The organism is Burkholderia sp. Se-20378 (assembly GCF_017104665.1).
In the GTDB taxonomy this organism is placed as follows: domain Bacteria; phylum Pseudomonadota; class Gammaproteobacteria; order Burkholderiales; family Burkholderiaceae; genus Burkholderia; species Burkholderia lata.
In genome coordinates this window covers 1-16,445 of the sequence record NZ_JAAGPG010000158.1, presented here as the reverse complement: position 1 = coordinate 16,445, position 16,445 = coordinate 1, and the positions used below count along the sequence as shown (strand labels likewise).

Sequence of the window (16,445 nt, the reverse complement as noted above, 5' to 3'; positions counted from 1 at the left end):
TGCGCGCGAACGGCGCCGGCGCGCCGGGCGGCAGGCCGCCGCACCCGCGCTCGGCCCCTGCGGCGATCGAGTATGATTGCCGGATCATGTCTCGCAAAACCCTTCTCGACCCGCGGCGCGTCCGCGAGGAAATCGCCCAGTCCGCCGCCCGCCTGATCGCGGAGGACGGCCTGGACTATGCCGGCGCAAAACGCAAGGCCGCGCGCCAGTTGCTGGGCGATACGCGCGTTGCCGGCGAATGGCTGCCGGATAACGACCTGATCGAGGAAGAACTGCGCGAGTACCTCGCCCTGTTCCAGAGCGACACGCAGCCGGACGAACTGCGCCGCCTGCGCGAAATCGCACTCGACTGGATGCGCCGGCTCGCCGAGTTCCATCCTTATGTGACGGGTGCCGTGCTGAACGGCACCGCGAACGCGCATTCGGATATCCATTTGCAGGCATTCACCGACAACCCGAAGGACGTCGCGATCTACCTGCTGAACCAGAACGTCCAGTACGACGTATCGGAGACGCGGCACTTCGCGGGCCGCGCCGACGTCGAGACGCTCAGTTTCCTGTGGCGCCCGCGGCGCGATGTGGACGCGATCGGCATCCACCTCGCGCTTTATGCGAGCGACGACCTGCGCGGCGCGGTCAAGGCCGACGCGCGCGGCCGGGTCGCCCGTGCGGATGCCGCCGCGCTGCGCGCGCTCGTCGAAGCAGGCAAGGCCCCTTCCGAACCGGAATGATTCAACGATGATAATGAAACGCATGTTGGCGCTCGCGGTCGTCGCGGCCGCCGCCGTTGCCGGCGGGCTCGCCGCCGGCCATTGGTTCCGCGGCACTGCCGACGACGGCGTCGCCGTTGCCGCGACCGCCGCACACGGCAGCCCGGTCGAACAGTTGTGGGCCGCGTCGCTGACGGGCACCGACGGCAAGCCGGCCACGCTGTCCGCCTTCAAGGGCCAGAAGGTCGTCGTCAATTTCTGGGCGTCATGGTGCGGCCCGTGCGTCGAGGAGATGCCGGAGCTCGTCGCACTGTCGCATCAGTACAAACAGAAGGGCATCCGTTTCATCGGGATCGGCGTCGATTCCGAACAGAACGTGAAGAACTTTCTGCAGAAGGTGAAGGTCGACTATCCGGTATTCATCAGCGGATATGCGGGCGCCGATCTGGCCCGCAATTTCGGAAATACCGCCGGCGCGTTGCCGTTTACGGTCGTCATCGACGAAACCGGCAAGATTCGCGAGACAAAATTGGGACAAATCCAACCGGCCGAGCTGAAAAAGACGCTCGACGCGCTGTAACCTGCCCGAACGGCGGCCCGCACGTTGGCGGCGATTTGCCCGTGGATCGCCGCAATTTCGCGTGAATTCGCCGATACTTTGCCTGCTTGCCGGTAATTCTTGCAGGTCCGGCGCGCTTGGCCGTTCGGCAAAACTAGACAAATTTCTCTAAATAGCGCTAAAGTTCGCGCAATTCCGCAGAAATAGAAGCGACCATGACACGATTGCTGGTGCTGCACGGCCCTAACCTGAACCTTCTCGGCACCCGGGAACCGGAGGTGTACGGCCGCGTCACGCTCGCGCAGATCGATCAGGCGCTTGCCGCGCGCGCCCGGGAAGCCGGCGCCGAGCTGTCGTCGTTCCAGAGCAACCATGAAGGTGCACTGGTCGACCGCATTCAGGCCGCGCGGGAGGAACAGACCGATTTCATCCTGATCAATCCGGCCGCGTATACGCACACGAGCGTCGCGATCCGGGACGCAATCGCCGGCGTTGGCATCCCGTTCGTCGAGGTTCACTTGTCGAACGTGCATCGCCGCGAAGCGTTCAGGCACCACTCCTACTTTTCCGACCAGGCCGAAGGCGTGATCTGCGGGCTCGGCTGGAAAGGTTATCTGTACGCGCTCGAGTACGCGCTGGACAAGCTGCAAGGCACGTCGCGCGGCTGATTTCGCGATCTAGATTCAGCGCCGGCCCCTAACCGGCGCTTTTACGTATTGAAAGGGGAATTCCCGATGGATCTTCGTAAGCTGAAAACTCTGATCGACCTCGTTTCCGAATCCGGCATCTCCGAGCTGGAAGTGACGGAAGGCGAAGGCAAGGTGCGCATCGTCAAGAACGCGCCGCCGGTCTACGTGCAGCCGACGGCTGGGTATGTCCCGCAAGTCAGCGCGCCTGCTCCGTCGGCCGCGCTGCCGACCGAAGGCGCTGCCGCGTCGGCCGCAGGCGGCGCAGCCGCTCCGGCTGTCCCGCAAGGCCACGTCGTGACGTCGCCGATGGTCGGCACGTTCTATCGCGCACCGTCGCCGGGCGCGGACCCGTTCGTCCAGGTGGGCGACACGGTCAAGGAAGGCCAGACGATCTGCATCATCGAAGCGATGAAGCTGCTCAACGAGATCGAGTCGGACAAGGCCGGCGTGATCAAGGAAATCCTCGTCGAGAACGGCCAGGCCGTCGAATACGGCCAGCCGCTTTTCGTGATCGGCTAAGTCCGCCGCGCGGCCTGCGGGCCGCGCGCCGCCGATGCCCGCCAGGCGCCGTTCGCGCGCCCCTCGAAGAGACGAATACTCGCTATGTTTGAAAAAATCCTCATTGCCAACCGCGGTGAAATCGCGCTGCGCATCCAGCGTGCGTGCCGCGAGCTCGGCGTCAAGACGGTGGTCGTCTACTCGGAAGCCGACAAGGAAGCCAAGTACGTGCGACTCGCGGACGAAGCCGTCTGTATCGGCCCGGCCCCGTCGAACCTGAGCTACCTGAACATGCCGGCGCTGATCAGCGCCGCGGAAGTCACCGATGCCGAGGCGATCCACCCCGGCTACGGCTTCCTGTCGGAGAACGCCGATTTCGCGGAACGCGTCGAGCAGTCGGGCTTCACGTTCATCGGCCCGCGCCCGGAAACGATCCGCATGATGGGTGACAAGGTCACCGCGAAGCAGACGATGATCAAGACCGGCGTGCCGTGCGTGCCGGGCTCGGAAGGCGCGTTGCCCGACGATCCGAAAGAGATCGTCAAGATTGCGCGCGCGATCGGCTATCCGGTCATCATCAAGGCGGCAGGCGGCGGTGGCGGGCGCGGGATGCGCGTCGTGCACACCGAGGCCGCGCTCGTCAACGCGGTCAACATGACCCGCGAGGAAGCCGGCCGTGCGTTCGGCAACCCGCAGGTGTACATGGAGAAGTTCCTCGAGAACCCGCGCCACATCGAAATCCAGGTGCTGTCCGACGCGTACAAGAACGCGATCTGGCTCGGCGAGCGCGATTGCTCGATGCAGCGCCGCCACCAGAAGGTGATCGAGGAAGCGCCGGCGCCCGGCATTCCGCGCCGCCTGATCGACCGCATCGGCGACCGCTGCGCGGACGCCTGCAAGAAGATGGGCTACCTCGGCGCGGGCACGTTCGAATTCCTGTACGAAAACGGCGAGTTCTACTTCATCGAGATGAACACGCGCGTGCAGGTCGAGCACCCGGTATCGGAGCTGATCACGGGCGTCGACATCGTGCAGGAACAGATCCGCATCGCGGCCGGCGAGAAGCTCACGCTGCGCCAGCGCGACATCCAGTTCCGCGGACATGCGATCGAATGCCGGATCAACGCGGAAGATCCGTTCAAGTTCACGCCGTCGCCGGGCCGGATCACGTCGTGGCATACGCCCGGCGGCCCTGGCGTGCGCGTCGATTCGCACGCCTACAATGGCTATTTCGTGCCGCCGAACTATGATTCGATGATCGGCAAGCTGATCACCTACGGCGCGACGCGCGAGCAGGCAATCAGCCGGATGCGCATCGCGCTGTCGGAAATGGTCGTCGAAGGCATCCAGACCAACATCCCGCTGCACCGCGAGCTGATGATCGATTCGAAGTTCGTCGAAGGCGGCACCAGCATCCACTACCTCGAGAACCGGCTCGCCCAGAAGCAGCAGGTCGCACCGGAAGAAGCGTAAGCATGAGCTATCGCGAACTCGTCGTCGAACTGGCCCGTGAGCATGCGGAGGCGCTGTCCGACGCGCTGCTCGAACTCGGCGCGCTGTCGGTGTCCGTGGAAGACGCCGACGCCGACACGCCCGACGAACAGCCGCTCTTCGGCGAGCCGGGCCTCGTGCCCGACCGCACCGCGTGGCAGCACTCGCGCGTGGTCGCGCTGCTCGCGGCCGACCATGAGCCGGCCGTGCTGCTCGCGGCGGCCGCGAACGAAATCGGCGTCGCCGAGACGCCCGCGTTCACCGTCCGCGAAGTCGAGGAACAGGACTGGGTGCGGCTCACGCAATCGCAGTTCGAGCCGATCCCGATCGGCGAGCGGATCTGGGTCGTGCCGTCGTGGCACGATGCACCCGATCCCGATGCGCTTATCCTCGAACTCGATCCGGGCCTCGCATTCGGCACCGGCAGCCACCCGACCACGCGCCTGTGCATGGAATGGCTCGAGCAGTCGGTGAAGCCCGGCCAGTCAGTGCTCGACTACGGCTGCGGCTCGGGCATTCTCGCGATCCTCGCGAAGAAATGCGGGGCGAACCCCGTCATCGGCATCGACATCGATCCGCAGGCAGTCGAATCGGCGCGGCAGAACAGCGAACGCAACCGTGCGGAAGTCACGTACGGGCTGCCCGATGCGTGCCCGGACGGCGAATTCGACATCGTCGTCGCGAACATCCTGTCGAATCCGCTGAAGCTGATGGCGTCGATGCTCGCATCGAAGGTCAAGCCGGGCGGGCGCATCGCGCTGTCGGGCGTGCTCGCGCGCCAGGCGGACGAGGTCGCGGCCGTCTACGCACGCTACGTCGACATCTCGGTCTGGCGTGAGCACGAAGGTTGGGTATGCCTCGCCGGAACCCGACGCGAAAGCCATTAGAATAGCGCTGTCCTTCACTCTGGCCAGCAGGCCGCCCGGCTCGACATGCTTCTTGCGACGCGCTGCCCTCATTGCGAAACCGTCTTCCGGCTGCAGCAGGAACAGCTCTCGCTGCATCAAGGGCTCGTGCGCTGCGGGCATTGCCACGAAGTCTTCAACGCATCCGAGTCGCTCGTTCCCGAGCACGCGCAGCAGCCCGAGCCGGCCCTGACCGAACCGGCTGCCGCGCCGGATGATGGCGATGCGCATCATCCGGCCCCGCCTCGGCTGTTCACTGCCGAAGCGCCGGCCGGGTCACCTTCCGACACCGATTACAAGCCGGAAGGCTGGGACATGTGGGCCCCGTGGCTCGATGCCGGCGTCGACCCGTCGCTGCAGCACAGCGTGCAGACCGTGCGCACCGAGCCGCTGATCCCGCTCGCCCTTCCGTCCATCGAAGCCGGCGTCGTTCACCTGTCGGGTACGCCCGCACCGTTCCCGCCCTCTCCGGCCGAGCTGGACACTTCCGCTGCCGTCGAGCAACCGGCCGAATCGCCGCAGACGCAAACGCCGCAGGATACCGAACCATCGGCCACGCCCGTCGAGCGCGACCCGCGTGAGCCCCGCTTCGTCGCTCACCTTCCGTCGGACGCAGAGGCCGCTCTCGATGCCGCCGAACCCGTCGGCACCGCGCACTTCGCCGTGCCGGACGACGAACGCGCGCCGCGCGAACCGCGTTTTGCGTTCGCTCCTGCGCGGGCCGTCACCGAAGCCGGGGCCGAGCCCGACACCCGCACTGACACCACACGGCACGACGAGACGCCAGTCGCGGCCACCAACGCGCCGGCCGCACCATTCCCCGCTGCGCTGACCGACGACGATCGTCCGCATTTCGCCGTCACGCGCGAGACGCGCGCGCCGCAGCGACGCGGCATGCTCGGCGGTTTTTTCGGTGGCCTCGTCGCCGCCGTGCTCGCCGTGCTGCTCGTCGCGCAACTCGCATGGTGGCAGCGCGAAACGGTGATGATCTACTGGCCCGTCACGCAGGGCTGGTTCCGGCAGGCCTGCGCGCCGCTCGGCTGCAAGGTCGCGCCGCCGCGCGCGATCGACGGCCTGCGGCTCGACGCGACCGACCTGCGCCAGCTCGACGGCCCGCGCGAGCTCGAGCTGAAGGTGCCGCTGACGAACCGCTACCGTGTCGCACTTGCCTATCCGTCGCTCGAGCTGACGCTGCTCGACGACACCAACCACGTGACCGTGCGCCGCGTACTCGCGCCGCGCGACTACGTGCGCCCGGGCACGCCGATCGACGCCGGGCTGCCGCCCGGCACGACACAGACGATGGTCGTCCGCGTCGAAACGAACGGCACGCCCGCCTCGAATTTCCGCGTCCAGATTTTCTATCCGTGACGCGTCGCGGCGCGCACATGCGCGCCCGTCTCAACCCGCGCGCCCGAGCGGCGCGCTATTTCGGAGCACGAACATGAGCAAAGTTACGCTGGGTGGCAACCCGATCGATCTCGCCGGCACGTTCCCGGCCGTCGGCGCACAAGGCGCCGATTTCAAGCTGGTCGGCAAGGACCTCGCCGACCTGTCGCTCGCCAGCTTCGCCGGCAAGCGCAAGGTGCTGAACATCGTCCCGAGCCTCGACACGCCGACCTGCGCGACGTCGACCCGCAAGTTCAACGAAGCCGCATCGTCGCTCGATAACACGGTCGTCGTCGTCGTGTCCGCCGACCTGCCGTTCGCTGCTACGCGCTTCTGCACGACCGAAGGCCTCGAGAATGTCGTGACGGCTTCGACGTTCCGCACCGGCCGCGCGTTCGCGAACGCGTACGGCGTCGACGTGACGAGCGGCCCGCTGAACGGCCTGACCGCACGTGCGGTCGTCGTGCTCGACGCGCAGGACAAGGTGATCCACGCGGAACTCGTCGGCGAAATCAAGGACGAGCCGAACTACGATGCAGCGCTCGCCGCACTGAAGTAAGCTTTCTTTCGCTTTCCCCTGCCGCGCCGCGCCTTTCGCGCGGCGTTGTCGCGCAGGGTCCCTCATTTCTACAGGAACGCACACCTTGGCTACGTTGATTTGCGGCTCGATCGCCTACGATTCCATCATGACCTTCGAAGGGCGGTTTCGCGAGCACATCCTGCCCGACCAGGTGCACCTCATCAACCTGAGCTTCCTCGTGCCGACGATGCGCCGCGAATTCGGCGGCTGCGCGGGCAACATCGCGTACGCGCTGCACCTGCTCGGCGGCGATGCGCGGATCATGGGGACGGTGGGTGCGCTCGACGCTCAGTCGTATCTGGACCGGCTCGACCAGCTCGGCTTGCGCCGCGATCACGTTCGCGTGCTGCCCGATACGTATACGGCGCAGGCGATGATCACGACCGATCTCGACAACAACCAGATCACGGCGTTCCACCCGGGCGCGATGATGCAGTCGCACCTGAACCACGCAGGCGACGCGCCGGGCATCAAGCTCGCGATCGTCGGCCCCGACGGCTTCGACGGGATGGTGCAGCACGTCGAAGAACTCGCGAAGGCCGGCGTGCCGTTCGTGTTCGATCCGGGCCAGGGCCTGCCGCTGTTCGACGGTGCGACGCTGCGCCGCAGCATTGAACTTGCGACCTATGTGGCGGTCAACGACTACGAGGCCAAGCTGGTGAGCGACAAGACGGGATGGTCCGAAGATGAAATCGCCAGCCGGGTCGACGCGCTCGTCATTACGCGTGGCGAGCACGGCGCGACCATCCGCCACAAGCAGGGCACGGAGCTGATTCCTGTCGTGCCGGCCGAGCGTATCTCCGATCCGACCGGCTGTGGCGACGCCTTCCGGGGTGGCCTGCTGTACGGCATCGAACATGGCCTCGACTGGGCAACCACGGGCCGCCTCGCGAGCCTGATGGGCTCGATCAAGATCGCCCACCAGGGGCCCCAGACTTACGTACTGACGCGCGCCGAGATCGACGCGCGCTTCGAGACTGCATTCGGTTACAGTCTCAAATGAATTTTGTGGGAGAGCAAAGATGTTGACGAAAAAGACCCTCACGCTCGCGGCCATGCTGACGGCCTCGCTGACGCTCACCGGTTGCTTCACCGCACCCGGTTCGGCGGATGTCTATAGCGTCGGCCAGGCGCAGCGCGAACAGACGGTCCGCATGGGCACGGTTGAAAGCGTCCGTGCGGTGCGCATCCAGTCCGACGGCGGCGGCAGCGCGATCGGCACGATCGGCGGTGGCGCACTCGGCGCGGTAGCAGGCAGCGCGATCGGCGGCGGCAAGGGGTCGATCCTGACCGCGATCGCCGGCGGTCTCGTCGGCGCGGTCGCGGGCAACGCGGTCGGCGAAAACCTCAGCACGGCGAACGGTGTCGAAATCACCGTGCGCCTCGACAACGGCGATCTGCGCTCGATCACGCAGGCGGCAAGCGGCGAAGCGTTCCGCGCCGGCGAGCGCGTGCGACTGCTGTCGAGCGGCGGCGTCACGCGCGTCACGCACTAACAGGTACCTCAGCTCGCGGCGCAAGCCGCGGTCGAACGCATGTGCGAAGCTGCACATGCGTTTTTTTTCGTCCGTACTCGCCGCAGCCGGCATACGGGCAACCGGCGTACGGGCACCCGGCAGATCGGCAAAGACGGACGAAAAAAATCCCGCCACCTGAGCCAGATGGCGGGACTGATTGAGTAGCGCTACTCAACCCACGGACACCACGTGAGTGTCCGGGTGGTGCAGGTCAGCCTCGATTACGGACGGCTGCCGGTCGGGAACGGCCATGCCGCTGCCGGGTTGAGCGCGGTCTTCACGCCCGACGCCGGCGCAACCGATGCGGTCGACGCGGTCGTTGCCGGTGCAGCCTTCTTCACGACGGCCTTCTTCGGAGCAGCAGCCTTCTTCGGAGCCGCGGCCTTCTTCGCCGGAGCCGGAGCAGCAGCGGCAGCCTTCTTCGCGGGAGCAGCGGCCTTCTTCGCAGGGGCAGCCTTCTTCGCAGCAGGCGCAGCCTTCTTCGCGGCAGCCTTCTTCGCAGGCGCAGCCTTCTTGGCAGCAGCCTTCTTCGCCGGCGCGGCCTTCTTCGCAGCAGCCTTCTTGGCCGGTGCGGCCTTCTTCGCAGCAACCTTCTTCACTGCGACCTTCTTGGCTGCAACCTTCTTCGCTGCGGCCTTCTTCGCCGGTGCTGCCTTCTTCGCAGCAACCTTCTTCACTGCGACCTTCTTGGCTGCAACCTTCTTCGTTGCGACCTTCTTAGCAGCAACCTTCTTCACTGCTGCCTTCTTCGCCGGTGCTGCCTTCTTCGCGGCAACCTTCTTCACCGCGACCTTCTTGGCAGCAACCTTCTTCACCGCAGCGGCCTTCTTCGCCGGCGCAGCAGCCTTCTTCGCAGCGACCTTCTTCACTGCGGCCTTCTTTGCAGCCGGTTTCTTCTTGGCAAGTGCCATGTTGTTCTCCTTCAGGTTCAGATGAGAGTCAGTTCAAACTACACCCTTCGTCAAAACCCGCTTCCCGCGGACGCTGTTCAGGACGTGCGCTTCGAAGCGGGCTATTCATCGGCGTACGCGGATACCACGCGCTTACGCTAATGAATACGGTATGGCGCGCGTGACCACCCGGCCTCGCGCGCCAAATCAAGTCGGTAGCCGGCGCACCTCGCGCCGCTACCCCTAATCGCTTGATCAAGCGGACCGCCACACGGCTGTCCGCTTTTTCCGGAGGGAAGTTTGCCCATCCCACTGAAGGGTTCGCAAAGTGCCTGTCGTGTCGTCGTGCCGTTAAGGCACCGGGCATGCTTTGCATCAGGCGTTCTTGCTCCTAAACCTTGGGCCGGGGCCGAGAGGCCGCCGGCTGCTCCATCATGTGACGGGTTCGCTGCTGCGGGTTATTCCCAGGACAGCGCGCCACCCGTCTGATACTCGATCACACGCGTCTCGAAGAAGTTGCGTTCCTTCTTCAGGTCGATCATCTCGCTCATCCACGGGAACGGGTTTTCCTCGTTCGGATACAGCGGGTCGAGGCCGATCTGCTGGCAACGGCGGTTGCTGATGAAGCGCAGATAGCTCTTGAACATCGACGCGTTCAAACCCAGCACGCCGCGCGGCATCGTGTCTTCGGCGTAGCGGTATTCGAGTTCGACAGCCTGCTTGAACAGCTCGCGGATCTCGGCGCGGAATTCGGCGGTCCAGAGATGCGGATTCTCGAGCTTGATCTGGTTGATCAGGTCGATGCCGAAGTTGCAGTGCATCGACTCGTCGCGCAGGATGTACTGATATTGCTCTGCAGCACCCGTCATCTTGTTCTGGCGGCCGAGCGCGAGGATCTGCGTGAACCCGACATAGAAGAACAGGCCTTCCATGATGCAGGCGAACACGATCAGCGACTTCAGCAGCTTCTGATCCGCATCGAGCGTGCCGGTCTTGAAGGCCGGATCCGTCAGCGTGTGGATGAACGGGATCAGGAATTCGTCCTTCGCGCGGATCGACGTGACCTCGTGGTACGCGTTGAAGATCTCGCCTTCGTCGAGACCGAGCGATTCGACAATGTATTGGTACGCGTGCGTGTGGATCGCCTCTTCGAACGCCTGGCGCAGCAGGAACTGCCGGCACTCGGGCGCCGTGATGTGGCGGTACGTGCCGAGCACGATGTTGTTCGCCGCGAGCGAATCGGCCGTCACGAAAAAGCCGAGGTTGCGCTTCACGATGCGGCGCTCGTCCTCGGTCAGACCGTTCGGGTCCTTCCACAGAGCGATGTCGCGGGACATGTTGATTTCCTGCGGCATCCAGTGGTTCGCGCAACCGGCCAGATACTTTTCCCACGCCCACTTGTACTTGAACGGCACCAGCTGATTGACGTCAGTCTGGCCGTTGATGATGCGCTTGTCGGCGACATTGACCCGCGCTTCCGAACCGCCGGCGGGAACAGCCGATGCTTGCGGCGGCACCGCAAGATCGCCTTCGAAAATGTCGCGGACCTGATGGGCGGCAGGCGTTGCAGCCTGCAGTCCGACAGCCGTTCCTGCGGAGGTGCGCATCGCGTTTTGCTGCGCTCCGCTCGCGGGAGTTACGGCAGTCTTCTCTTCATCCCAGTTGAGCATAAATTCTCACCATCAATTTAGAACGGTTTGTACCATCTTTTCCTGAGCGATAAAAGGGTTCGCTCACGAAAAATCCTTTTTTCGATTCGCGTTGCGACCTCGATACAACACTTTGAGCAACGCATCGTCGTTCATGCAGAGCGCGACGTGTGTCGCGCGTGTATCGCGAGGTGCGCTCGACGCATCGAACGCTGATCGAAACGCGACGTCGTCGGGGATGTTTCGATCGCTTGTCACTGCCTGCAACGCAGGTGCCGCGTTACAGATTCCTTATCATTTTTTTAGTTGAGAGCGGCGCACACTTCAACCTCGATCGATTGTCGTGTGCGCCGCGCTGACCTGCTTCTCAGGTCAGGCGCACTGCGTTACTGGCACGCTTCGCATTCGTCGAAGCCAGGATCGCCCGGACGCATCGTGCACACCGGACCATCTGCCTCGACCGGTGCGAGTGCCGGTGCCGCGTCGACTGCGCCCGACGACGATGCTGCGCCGCCTGCCGCACCGAAGCCGCCGGCCGCGCCTTGCGCGCCGCCGCTGCTCGAACCACCGCTCGTCGGCACGGCGTTCAGCGCGCCGTGTGCGACCGTCGACTTCTCGACGTGCGTCGCCGCCATCGTGCGGAGGTAGTAGGTCGTCTTCAGGCCGCGCAGCCATGCGAGCTTGTAGACCTCGTCGAGCTTCTTGCCCGACGCGCCGCCCATGTAGATGTTCAGCGACTGCGCCTGGTCGATCCACTTCTGGCGACGCGATGCCGCTTCGACCAGCCACGTCGGGTCGACTTCGAACGCGGTCGCGTAGATCGCGCGCAGGTCGGCCGGGATGCGGTCGATGCGCGACAGCATGCCGTCGAAGTACTTCAGGTCGGCAACCATCACTTCGTCCCACAGGCCGCGTTCCTTCAGGTCGCGCACCAGGTACTCGTTCACCACCGTGAATTCGCCCGACAGGTTCGACTTCACGTACAGGTTCTGGAAGGTCGGCTCGATACAGGCCGACACGCCGATGATGTTCGAGATCGTCGCCGTCGGCGCGATCGCGACGCAGTTCGAGTTGCGCATGCCGTGCGTAGCGATCCGCGAACGCAGCGACGTCCAGTCGAGCGATTCGGAGGTATCGACCTCGACGTAGCCGCCGCGCGCTTCCGTCAGCAGCTTCAGCGTGTCCTGCGGGAGGATGCCGCGATCCCACAGCGAGCCGCGGTAGCTCGAGTAGCGGCCGCGTTCTTCAGCCAGCTCGGTCGACGCGTGGTACGCGTAGTAGCAGACCGCTTCCATCGAACGATCGGCGAACTCGACCGCCGCTTGCGACGCGTACGGCGTGCGCAGCAGGTGCAGGCAGTCCTGGAAGCCCATGATGCCCATGCCGACCGGGCGGTGCTTCAGGTTCGAGTTACGCGCCTTCGGCACCGCGTAGTAGTTGATGTCGATCACGTTGTCGAGCATGCGCATCGCGACGCTGACCGTGCGCTTCAGCTTCTCGTGGTCGAGCGCGTAGCTGCCGTCGGCCTGCTTCACCAGGTGGGCGACGAGGTTCACCGAGCCGAGGTTGCACACCGCGATTTCGGTGTCGCTCGTGTTCAGCGTGATTTCCGTGCACAGGTTCGACGAGTGGACGACGCCGACGTGCTGCTGCGGCGAGCGGATGTTGCACGGATCCTTGAACGTGATCCACGGGTGGCCCGTCTCGAACAGCATGCCGAGCATCTTGCGCCACAGCTGCGCCGCCGGGATCTTCTTGAACAGCTTGATCTCGCCGCGGGCGACCTTGTCTTCGTAAGCCGTGTAAGCCGCCTCGAATTCCGCGCCGAACTTGTCGTGGAGATCCGGGCAGGTCGACGGCGAGAACAGCGTCCAGTCGCCACCTTCCATCACACGCTTCATGAACAGGTCGGGAATCCAGTTCGCCGTGTTCATGTCGTGCGTACGGCGTCGATCGTCGCCCGTGTTCTTGCGCAGCTCCAGGAACTCCTCGATGTCGAGGTGCCACGATTCGAGGTACGCGCAGACCGCGCCCTTGCGCTTGCCACCCTGGTTGACCGCGACAGCCGTGTCGTTGACGACCTTCAGGAACGGGACCACGCCTTGCGACTTGCCGTTCGTGCCCTTGATATGCGAGCCGAGTGCACGCACGCGCGTCCAGTCGTTGCCCAGGCCGCCGGCGAACTTCGACAGCAGCGCGTTTTCCTTCAGCGCTTCATAGATGCCGTCGAGATCGTCCGCGACCGTCGTCAGGTAGCACGACGACAGCTGCGAGCGGTGCGTGCCCGAGTTGAACAGCGTCGGCGTCGAGCTCATGAAGTCGAAGCTGGACAGCACGTTGTAGAACTCGATCGCACGCGTTTCGCGGTCGATCTCGTTCAGCGACAGGCCCATCGCGACGCGCATGAAGAATGCCTGCGGCATTTCGATGCGGGCGCCTTCGACGTGCAGGAAGTAGCGGTCGTACAGCGTCTGCAGGCCGAGGTAGCCGAACTGCAGGTCGCGGTTCGCGTCGAGTGCTTCGCCGAGGCGCTTCAGGTCGAACTGCAGCAGCTTGTCGTCGAGCAGGCCGGCGTCGACGCCGCGCTTCAGGAACTGCGGGAAGTATTCCGCGTAACGGGTCGACATCTCGGCCTGGACCACTTCCTCGCCGAGGATCTCGCGACGGATCGTGTGCAGCAGGATGCGGGACGTGACCTGGCTGTATGCCGGATCCTTCTCGATCATCGTGCGCGCAGCCAGGATTGCCGAGTCGTAGACCTGGCTCATCGGCACGCCGTCGTACAGGTTCTTCACCGTTTCGGCGACGATCGGATCAGGGTTAACCGCAGCGCCGAGGCCGTCGCATGCCGACGCGATCAGCGCGCGCAGCGCGTTCAGATCGAGCGGACGCGTGACGCCGTTGTCGACGACGTTGATGCCGGTGCTCGCCTCGCCGCCCGCTGCCGCTGCTTCCTCGCCCGCGTGCTGGCGCTCGAGGTGACGCTTCTCGCGATACAGCACGTACGCACGCGCGACGTTGTGCTCGCCGCCGCGCATCAGCGCGAGTTCGACCTGGTCCTGGATGTCTTCGATATGGAACGTACCGCCGTTCGGGCGGCTGCGCACGAGCGCGCGCACGACGTTCTGCGTCAGTTGCTCGACCTGCTCGCGCACGCGTGCCGATGCCGCGCCCTGCCCGCCATTGACGGCCAGGAAAGCCTTGGTCACCGCGATCGCGATCTTCGAAGGTTCGAACGATACGACGCTGCCGTTACGGCGGATCACCTTGTAGTCGGCGAACGTGGCCTGCGGCGCGAGCGCCTTCGCGCCCTGTTCGGTCCCGCCGAGCGGACGGCTCGAGGCGCTCTCGTACTGGGACGTCGCGTTGTCGGTGGTTTGCATGTGCAAAGCTCCTGGTGTTGGATGGTGCGGAGAGAACCGCGGATTAAAACGAACGCTGCGCAACGCGGTGCGCGAGCGGTAAGAGGCGAGCGATGCGCCGGGGAAGCCGGTTCGGTCGATGCGCGACAACCGATCCGGTCGTGTGCTTCGTCATGTGTACCCTGCCCCGTCGAAATTCGCTGCGCTGATCGCGACGCCCGGACCACCCGGCCTGACGCGCCGCCCTGAGAACCCTGTCCACCGGCGTTGCCCGCCGGCCGGTGCCGCTCGGGTTTCCCCTGCGACACACACTATATCTAGTACAGAACTACTCAACTGGCACCAAGTATAGTGGACATTCGGAGGACGTCAAAATGGATAATTTGCGCTGAAGGTATTGACATCACCCCCGCCCCGCGCAGGCTCAGACGTGACAAGGCATTGGTCGGAAAAAAAAATTTCGCGCCCTCAAAAAACCCGCGATCAGTGCTGACGGAAAGGAAAGTATTCGGCGGAAAACCCGGCATCGCTCGCGAAGCGTTGCCAATTGAAATGCGGGCCCGGGTCGGTCTTGCGGCCCGGCGCGACGTCCGAGTGCCCCGCAAATGCGTCGACTGGGTAGCGTGCCGCGAGCGCGCGAGAGAGCGCGGCGAGCATCGCATACTGCGCGTCGTCGAACGGCACGTCGTCCGCGCCTTCGAGCTCGATGCCGATCGAGAAGTCGTTGCAGCGCGGCCGGCCGAAGAACTCGGACGAGCCCGCGTGCCATGCGCGCTCGTCGCACGACACGAACTGCACGAGCTCGCCGCTGCGGCGGATCAGGAAGTGCGCGGACACGCGCACGTCGCGCAGGTGGCTCTGGTAATAAGGGTGCGCATCGCAGTCGAGGCGGTTCAGGAACAGCGCCTCGATCGCATCGCCGCCGAATTCGCCGGGCGGCAGGCTGATGTTGTGGACGACCACGAGCGTCGGCACCGCGCCCGCAGGCCGCACCTCGAAGTTCGGCGACGGCGCATGGCGCGCTTCGCGCACCCAGCCGTTCGCGTCGACCGACAGCAGCAGCGCGTCGCTCATCTTGCGTCGCGACCACTCGACCGTGCGGCGTGGCGCTGCGCGTGCTCGGCACTGCAGAAGTATTCGCCGCCCGCGGCGACAGCGTCGCCCTTCGGCGCATGCACGCCGCATTCGGCGCAGCGCACCATCGGCTCTGGCAGCGACCGCACGTCGCCGTTCGGGCGTGCCGCACCCGCGCCGCCGGCGCCGGGCGCACCGTCGTAACCGGCTCCGCGGCCAGTGCGCGCCTGCGCTTGCTCCTGGGCCTGGCGCAGCTTGCGCGCAATCCACGAACCCGCGAAGAAGAGAAGAATCAGGAGAAGAATCTGTCGCATCGGAAACCTGCGTTCAAACCACGGAACGGTGCAGCAGCACCTCGAAAACGAACCGGCTGCCGACATACGCGAGCAGCAGCGCGGCGAACGACACGAGCACCCAGCGCGCGGCACCACGGCCACGCCAGCCGGACGTCTTGCGGGCAACCAGCAGGCCGCCGAACATCAGCCACGACAGGATCGCGAATACCGTCTTGTGGTCGAGCCGCAGCGCGCGCGCGTCGACCTGCTCGCTGAACAGGATGCCCGACGCGAGCGTCAGCGTGAGCAGCACGAAGCCGGCGCCGATCAGGCGGAACAGCAGCTTCTCGAGCGTGAGCAGCGGCGGCAGCGTCTCAAGCCAGCTCGCGATCCAGCCCGTCGAGCCGTCGCGCCCGCCGCTCCTCAGCGACTGCAGGCGCCGCTCGACCATCAGCATCAGGATCGCGTGCAGCGCCGCGATCGCGAACAGGCCATATGCGATGTTCGCGATCAGGAAATGCAGCTTGAACAGCGGCGCTGCGGCATATGGAAGCACCCGCACGCCGCCGAACACGAGCGGCAGCAGCGACGCGCCGCACGCGAGCGGCAATACCAGCAGGCGCAGGCTGTCGAGCGGGAAGAAGAAGCTCTCGATCCAGTAGATGCCGGCGCCGAGCCAGAACATCGCGGACAGCGCGAACGCGAAGCCGAACACCATCGCGTCGTTCGGAAAGATCGTCATGTGGAGCAGCACGCCGTGCGCGACCAGCGCGGCGAACAGCAGCCCGCGGCCGGCCCCGCTCATCCCGGACGCGGCGGACGCGGGAACCGGCACGGCCGGCACGCTCGCGACGAGC

17 protein-coding genes are annotated in these 16,445 nt (G+C 65.2%); 10 read left to right on the top strand and 7 right to left on the bottom strand.

The annotated features are described in order from the left end of the window. The first annotated feature begins 86 nt into the window (after positions 1–86). The 10 genes from G3N93_RS18210 (at position 87) to G3N93_RS18165 (ending at position 8,317) form a co-directional block, all read left to right on the top strand. Positions 87–731, top strand: coding sequence for a UDP-N-acetylmuramate--alanine ligase (locus G3N93_RS18210; protein WP_174934160.1), 645 nt, complete (start codon positions 87–89; stop codon positions 729–731). A 7-nt stretch (positions 732–738) separates the two neighbouring features. Then, positions 739–1,290, top strand: coding sequence for a TlpA disulfide reductase family protein (locus tag G3N93_RS18205; RefSeq protein ID WP_174939462.1), 552 nt, complete (start codon positions 739–741; stop codon positions 1,288–1,290). Between the two features lie 194 nt (positions 1,291–1,484). Further along, positions 1,485–1,937, top strand: coding sequence for a type II 3-dehydroquinate dehydratase (aroQ, locus tag G3N93_RS18200; RefSeq protein WP_011350880.1), 453 nt, complete (start codon positions 1,485–1,487; stop codon positions 1,935–1,937). Positions 1,938–2,003: 66 nt separating this feature from the next. Further along, positions 2,004–2,477, top strand: a complete 474-nt coding sequence (gene accB / locus G3N93_RS18195; protein ID WP_174939085.1) for an acetyl-CoA carboxylase biotin carboxyl carrier protein — start codon at positions 2,004–2,006, stop codon at positions 2,475–2,477. Between the two features lie 84 nt (positions 2,478–2,561). Next, positions 2,562–3,929 carry an acetyl-CoA carboxylase biotin carboxylase subunit gene (accC, locus tag G3N93_RS18190; protein ID WP_021161890.1) on the top strand — a complete coding sequence of 456 codons (1,368 nt, stop codon included), beginning with the start codon at positions 2,562–2,564 and terminating at the stop codon, positions 3,927–3,929. A 2-nt stretch (positions 3,930–3,931) separates the two neighbouring features. Continuing rightward, a complete protein-coding gene (gene prmA, locus G3N93_RS18185) occupies positions 3,932–4,834 on the top strand; it encodes a 50S ribosomal protein L11 methyltransferase (RefSeq protein ID WP_089472119.1) in 903 nt (300 codons plus the stop codon). A 45-nt stretch (positions 4,835–4,879) separates the two neighbouring features. Next, the gene (locus G3N93_RS18180) at positions 4,880–6,223 is read left to right on the top strand and encodes a zinc-ribbon and DUF3426 domain-containing protein (protein WP_206133645.1); all 1,344 of its coding nucleotides are present in this window, start codon (positions 4,880–4,882) and stop codon (positions 6,221–6,223) included. 73 nt (positions 6,224–6,296) lie between these two features. After that, complete coding sequence (gene tpx / locus G3N93_RS18175; protein ID WP_011350875.1) at positions 6,297–6,800, top strand: thiol peroxidase; 504 nt, start codon at positions 6,297–6,299, stop codon at positions 6,798–6,800. A gap of 85 nt (positions 6,801–6,885) precedes the next feature. Beyond that, positions 6,886–7,824, top strand: a complete 939-nt coding sequence (locus G3N93_RS18170) for a carbohydrate kinase family protein (protein ID WP_011350874.1) — start codon at positions 6,886–6,888, stop codon at positions 7,822–7,824. A 19-nt stretch (positions 7,825–7,843) separates the two neighbouring features. After that, positions 7,844–8,317 (top strand): glycine zipper 2TM domain-containing protein, encoded by a 474-nt coding sequence (locus tag G3N93_RS18165; RefSeq protein ID WP_011350873.1) that lies wholly within the window; start codon positions 7,844–7,846, stop codon positions 8,315–8,317. A 242-nt stretch (positions 8,318–8,559) separates the two neighbouring features. Here G3N93_RS18165 and G3N93_RS18160 read toward each other — a convergent pair whose 3' ends face one another. From G3N93_RS18160 to G3N93_RS18130, 7 genes are all read right to left on the bottom strand, one after another. Continuing rightward, a complete protein-coding gene (locus tag G3N93_RS18160) occupies positions 8,560–9,249 on the bottom strand; it encodes a histone H1-like DNA-binding protein (protein WP_174939081.1) in 690 nt (229 codons plus the stop codon). Positions 9,250–9,277: 28 nt separating this feature from the next. Further along, positions 9,278–9,604, bottom strand: a complete 327-nt coding sequence (locus G3N93_RS18155) for a hypothetical protein (protein ID WP_081436571.1) — start codon at positions 9,602–9,604, stop codon at positions 9,278–9,280. Positions 9,605–9,686: 82 nt separating this feature from the next. Continuing rightward, complete coding sequence (locus tag G3N93_RS18150; protein WP_174943750.1) at positions 9,687–10,898, bottom strand: ribonucleotide-diphosphate reductase subunit beta; 1,212 nt, start codon at positions 10,896–10,898, stop codon at positions 9,687–9,689. A gap of 365 nt (positions 10,899–11,263) precedes the next feature. Further along, positions 11,264–14,260, bottom strand: coding sequence for a ribonucleoside-diphosphate reductase subunit alpha (locus G3N93_RS18145; protein WP_174943748.1), 2,997 nt, complete (start codon positions 14,258–14,260; stop codon positions 11,264–11,266). Positions 14,261–14,722: 462 nt separating this feature from the next. Beyond that, a complete protein-coding gene (ampD, locus tag G3N93_RS18140) occupies positions 14,723–15,313 on the bottom strand; it encodes a 1,6-anhydro-N-acetylmuramyl-L-alanine amidase AmpD (protein ID WP_206133644.1) in 591 nt (196 codons plus the stop codon). Further along, positions 15,310–15,627 (bottom strand): PP0621 family protein, encoded by a 318-nt coding sequence (locus tag G3N93_RS18135; protein WP_174939074.1) that lies wholly within the window; start codon positions 15,625–15,627, stop codon positions 15,310–15,312. Before G3N93_RS18135 ends, ampD begins: the two co-directional genes overlap by 4 nt. Before the next feature lie 13 nt (positions 15,628–15,640). Continuing rightward, positions 15,641–16,445: inner membrane protein YpjD (locus G3N93_RS18130; protein ID WP_206133643.1), on the bottom strand; the 805-nt coding region annotated here is incomplete at its 5' end.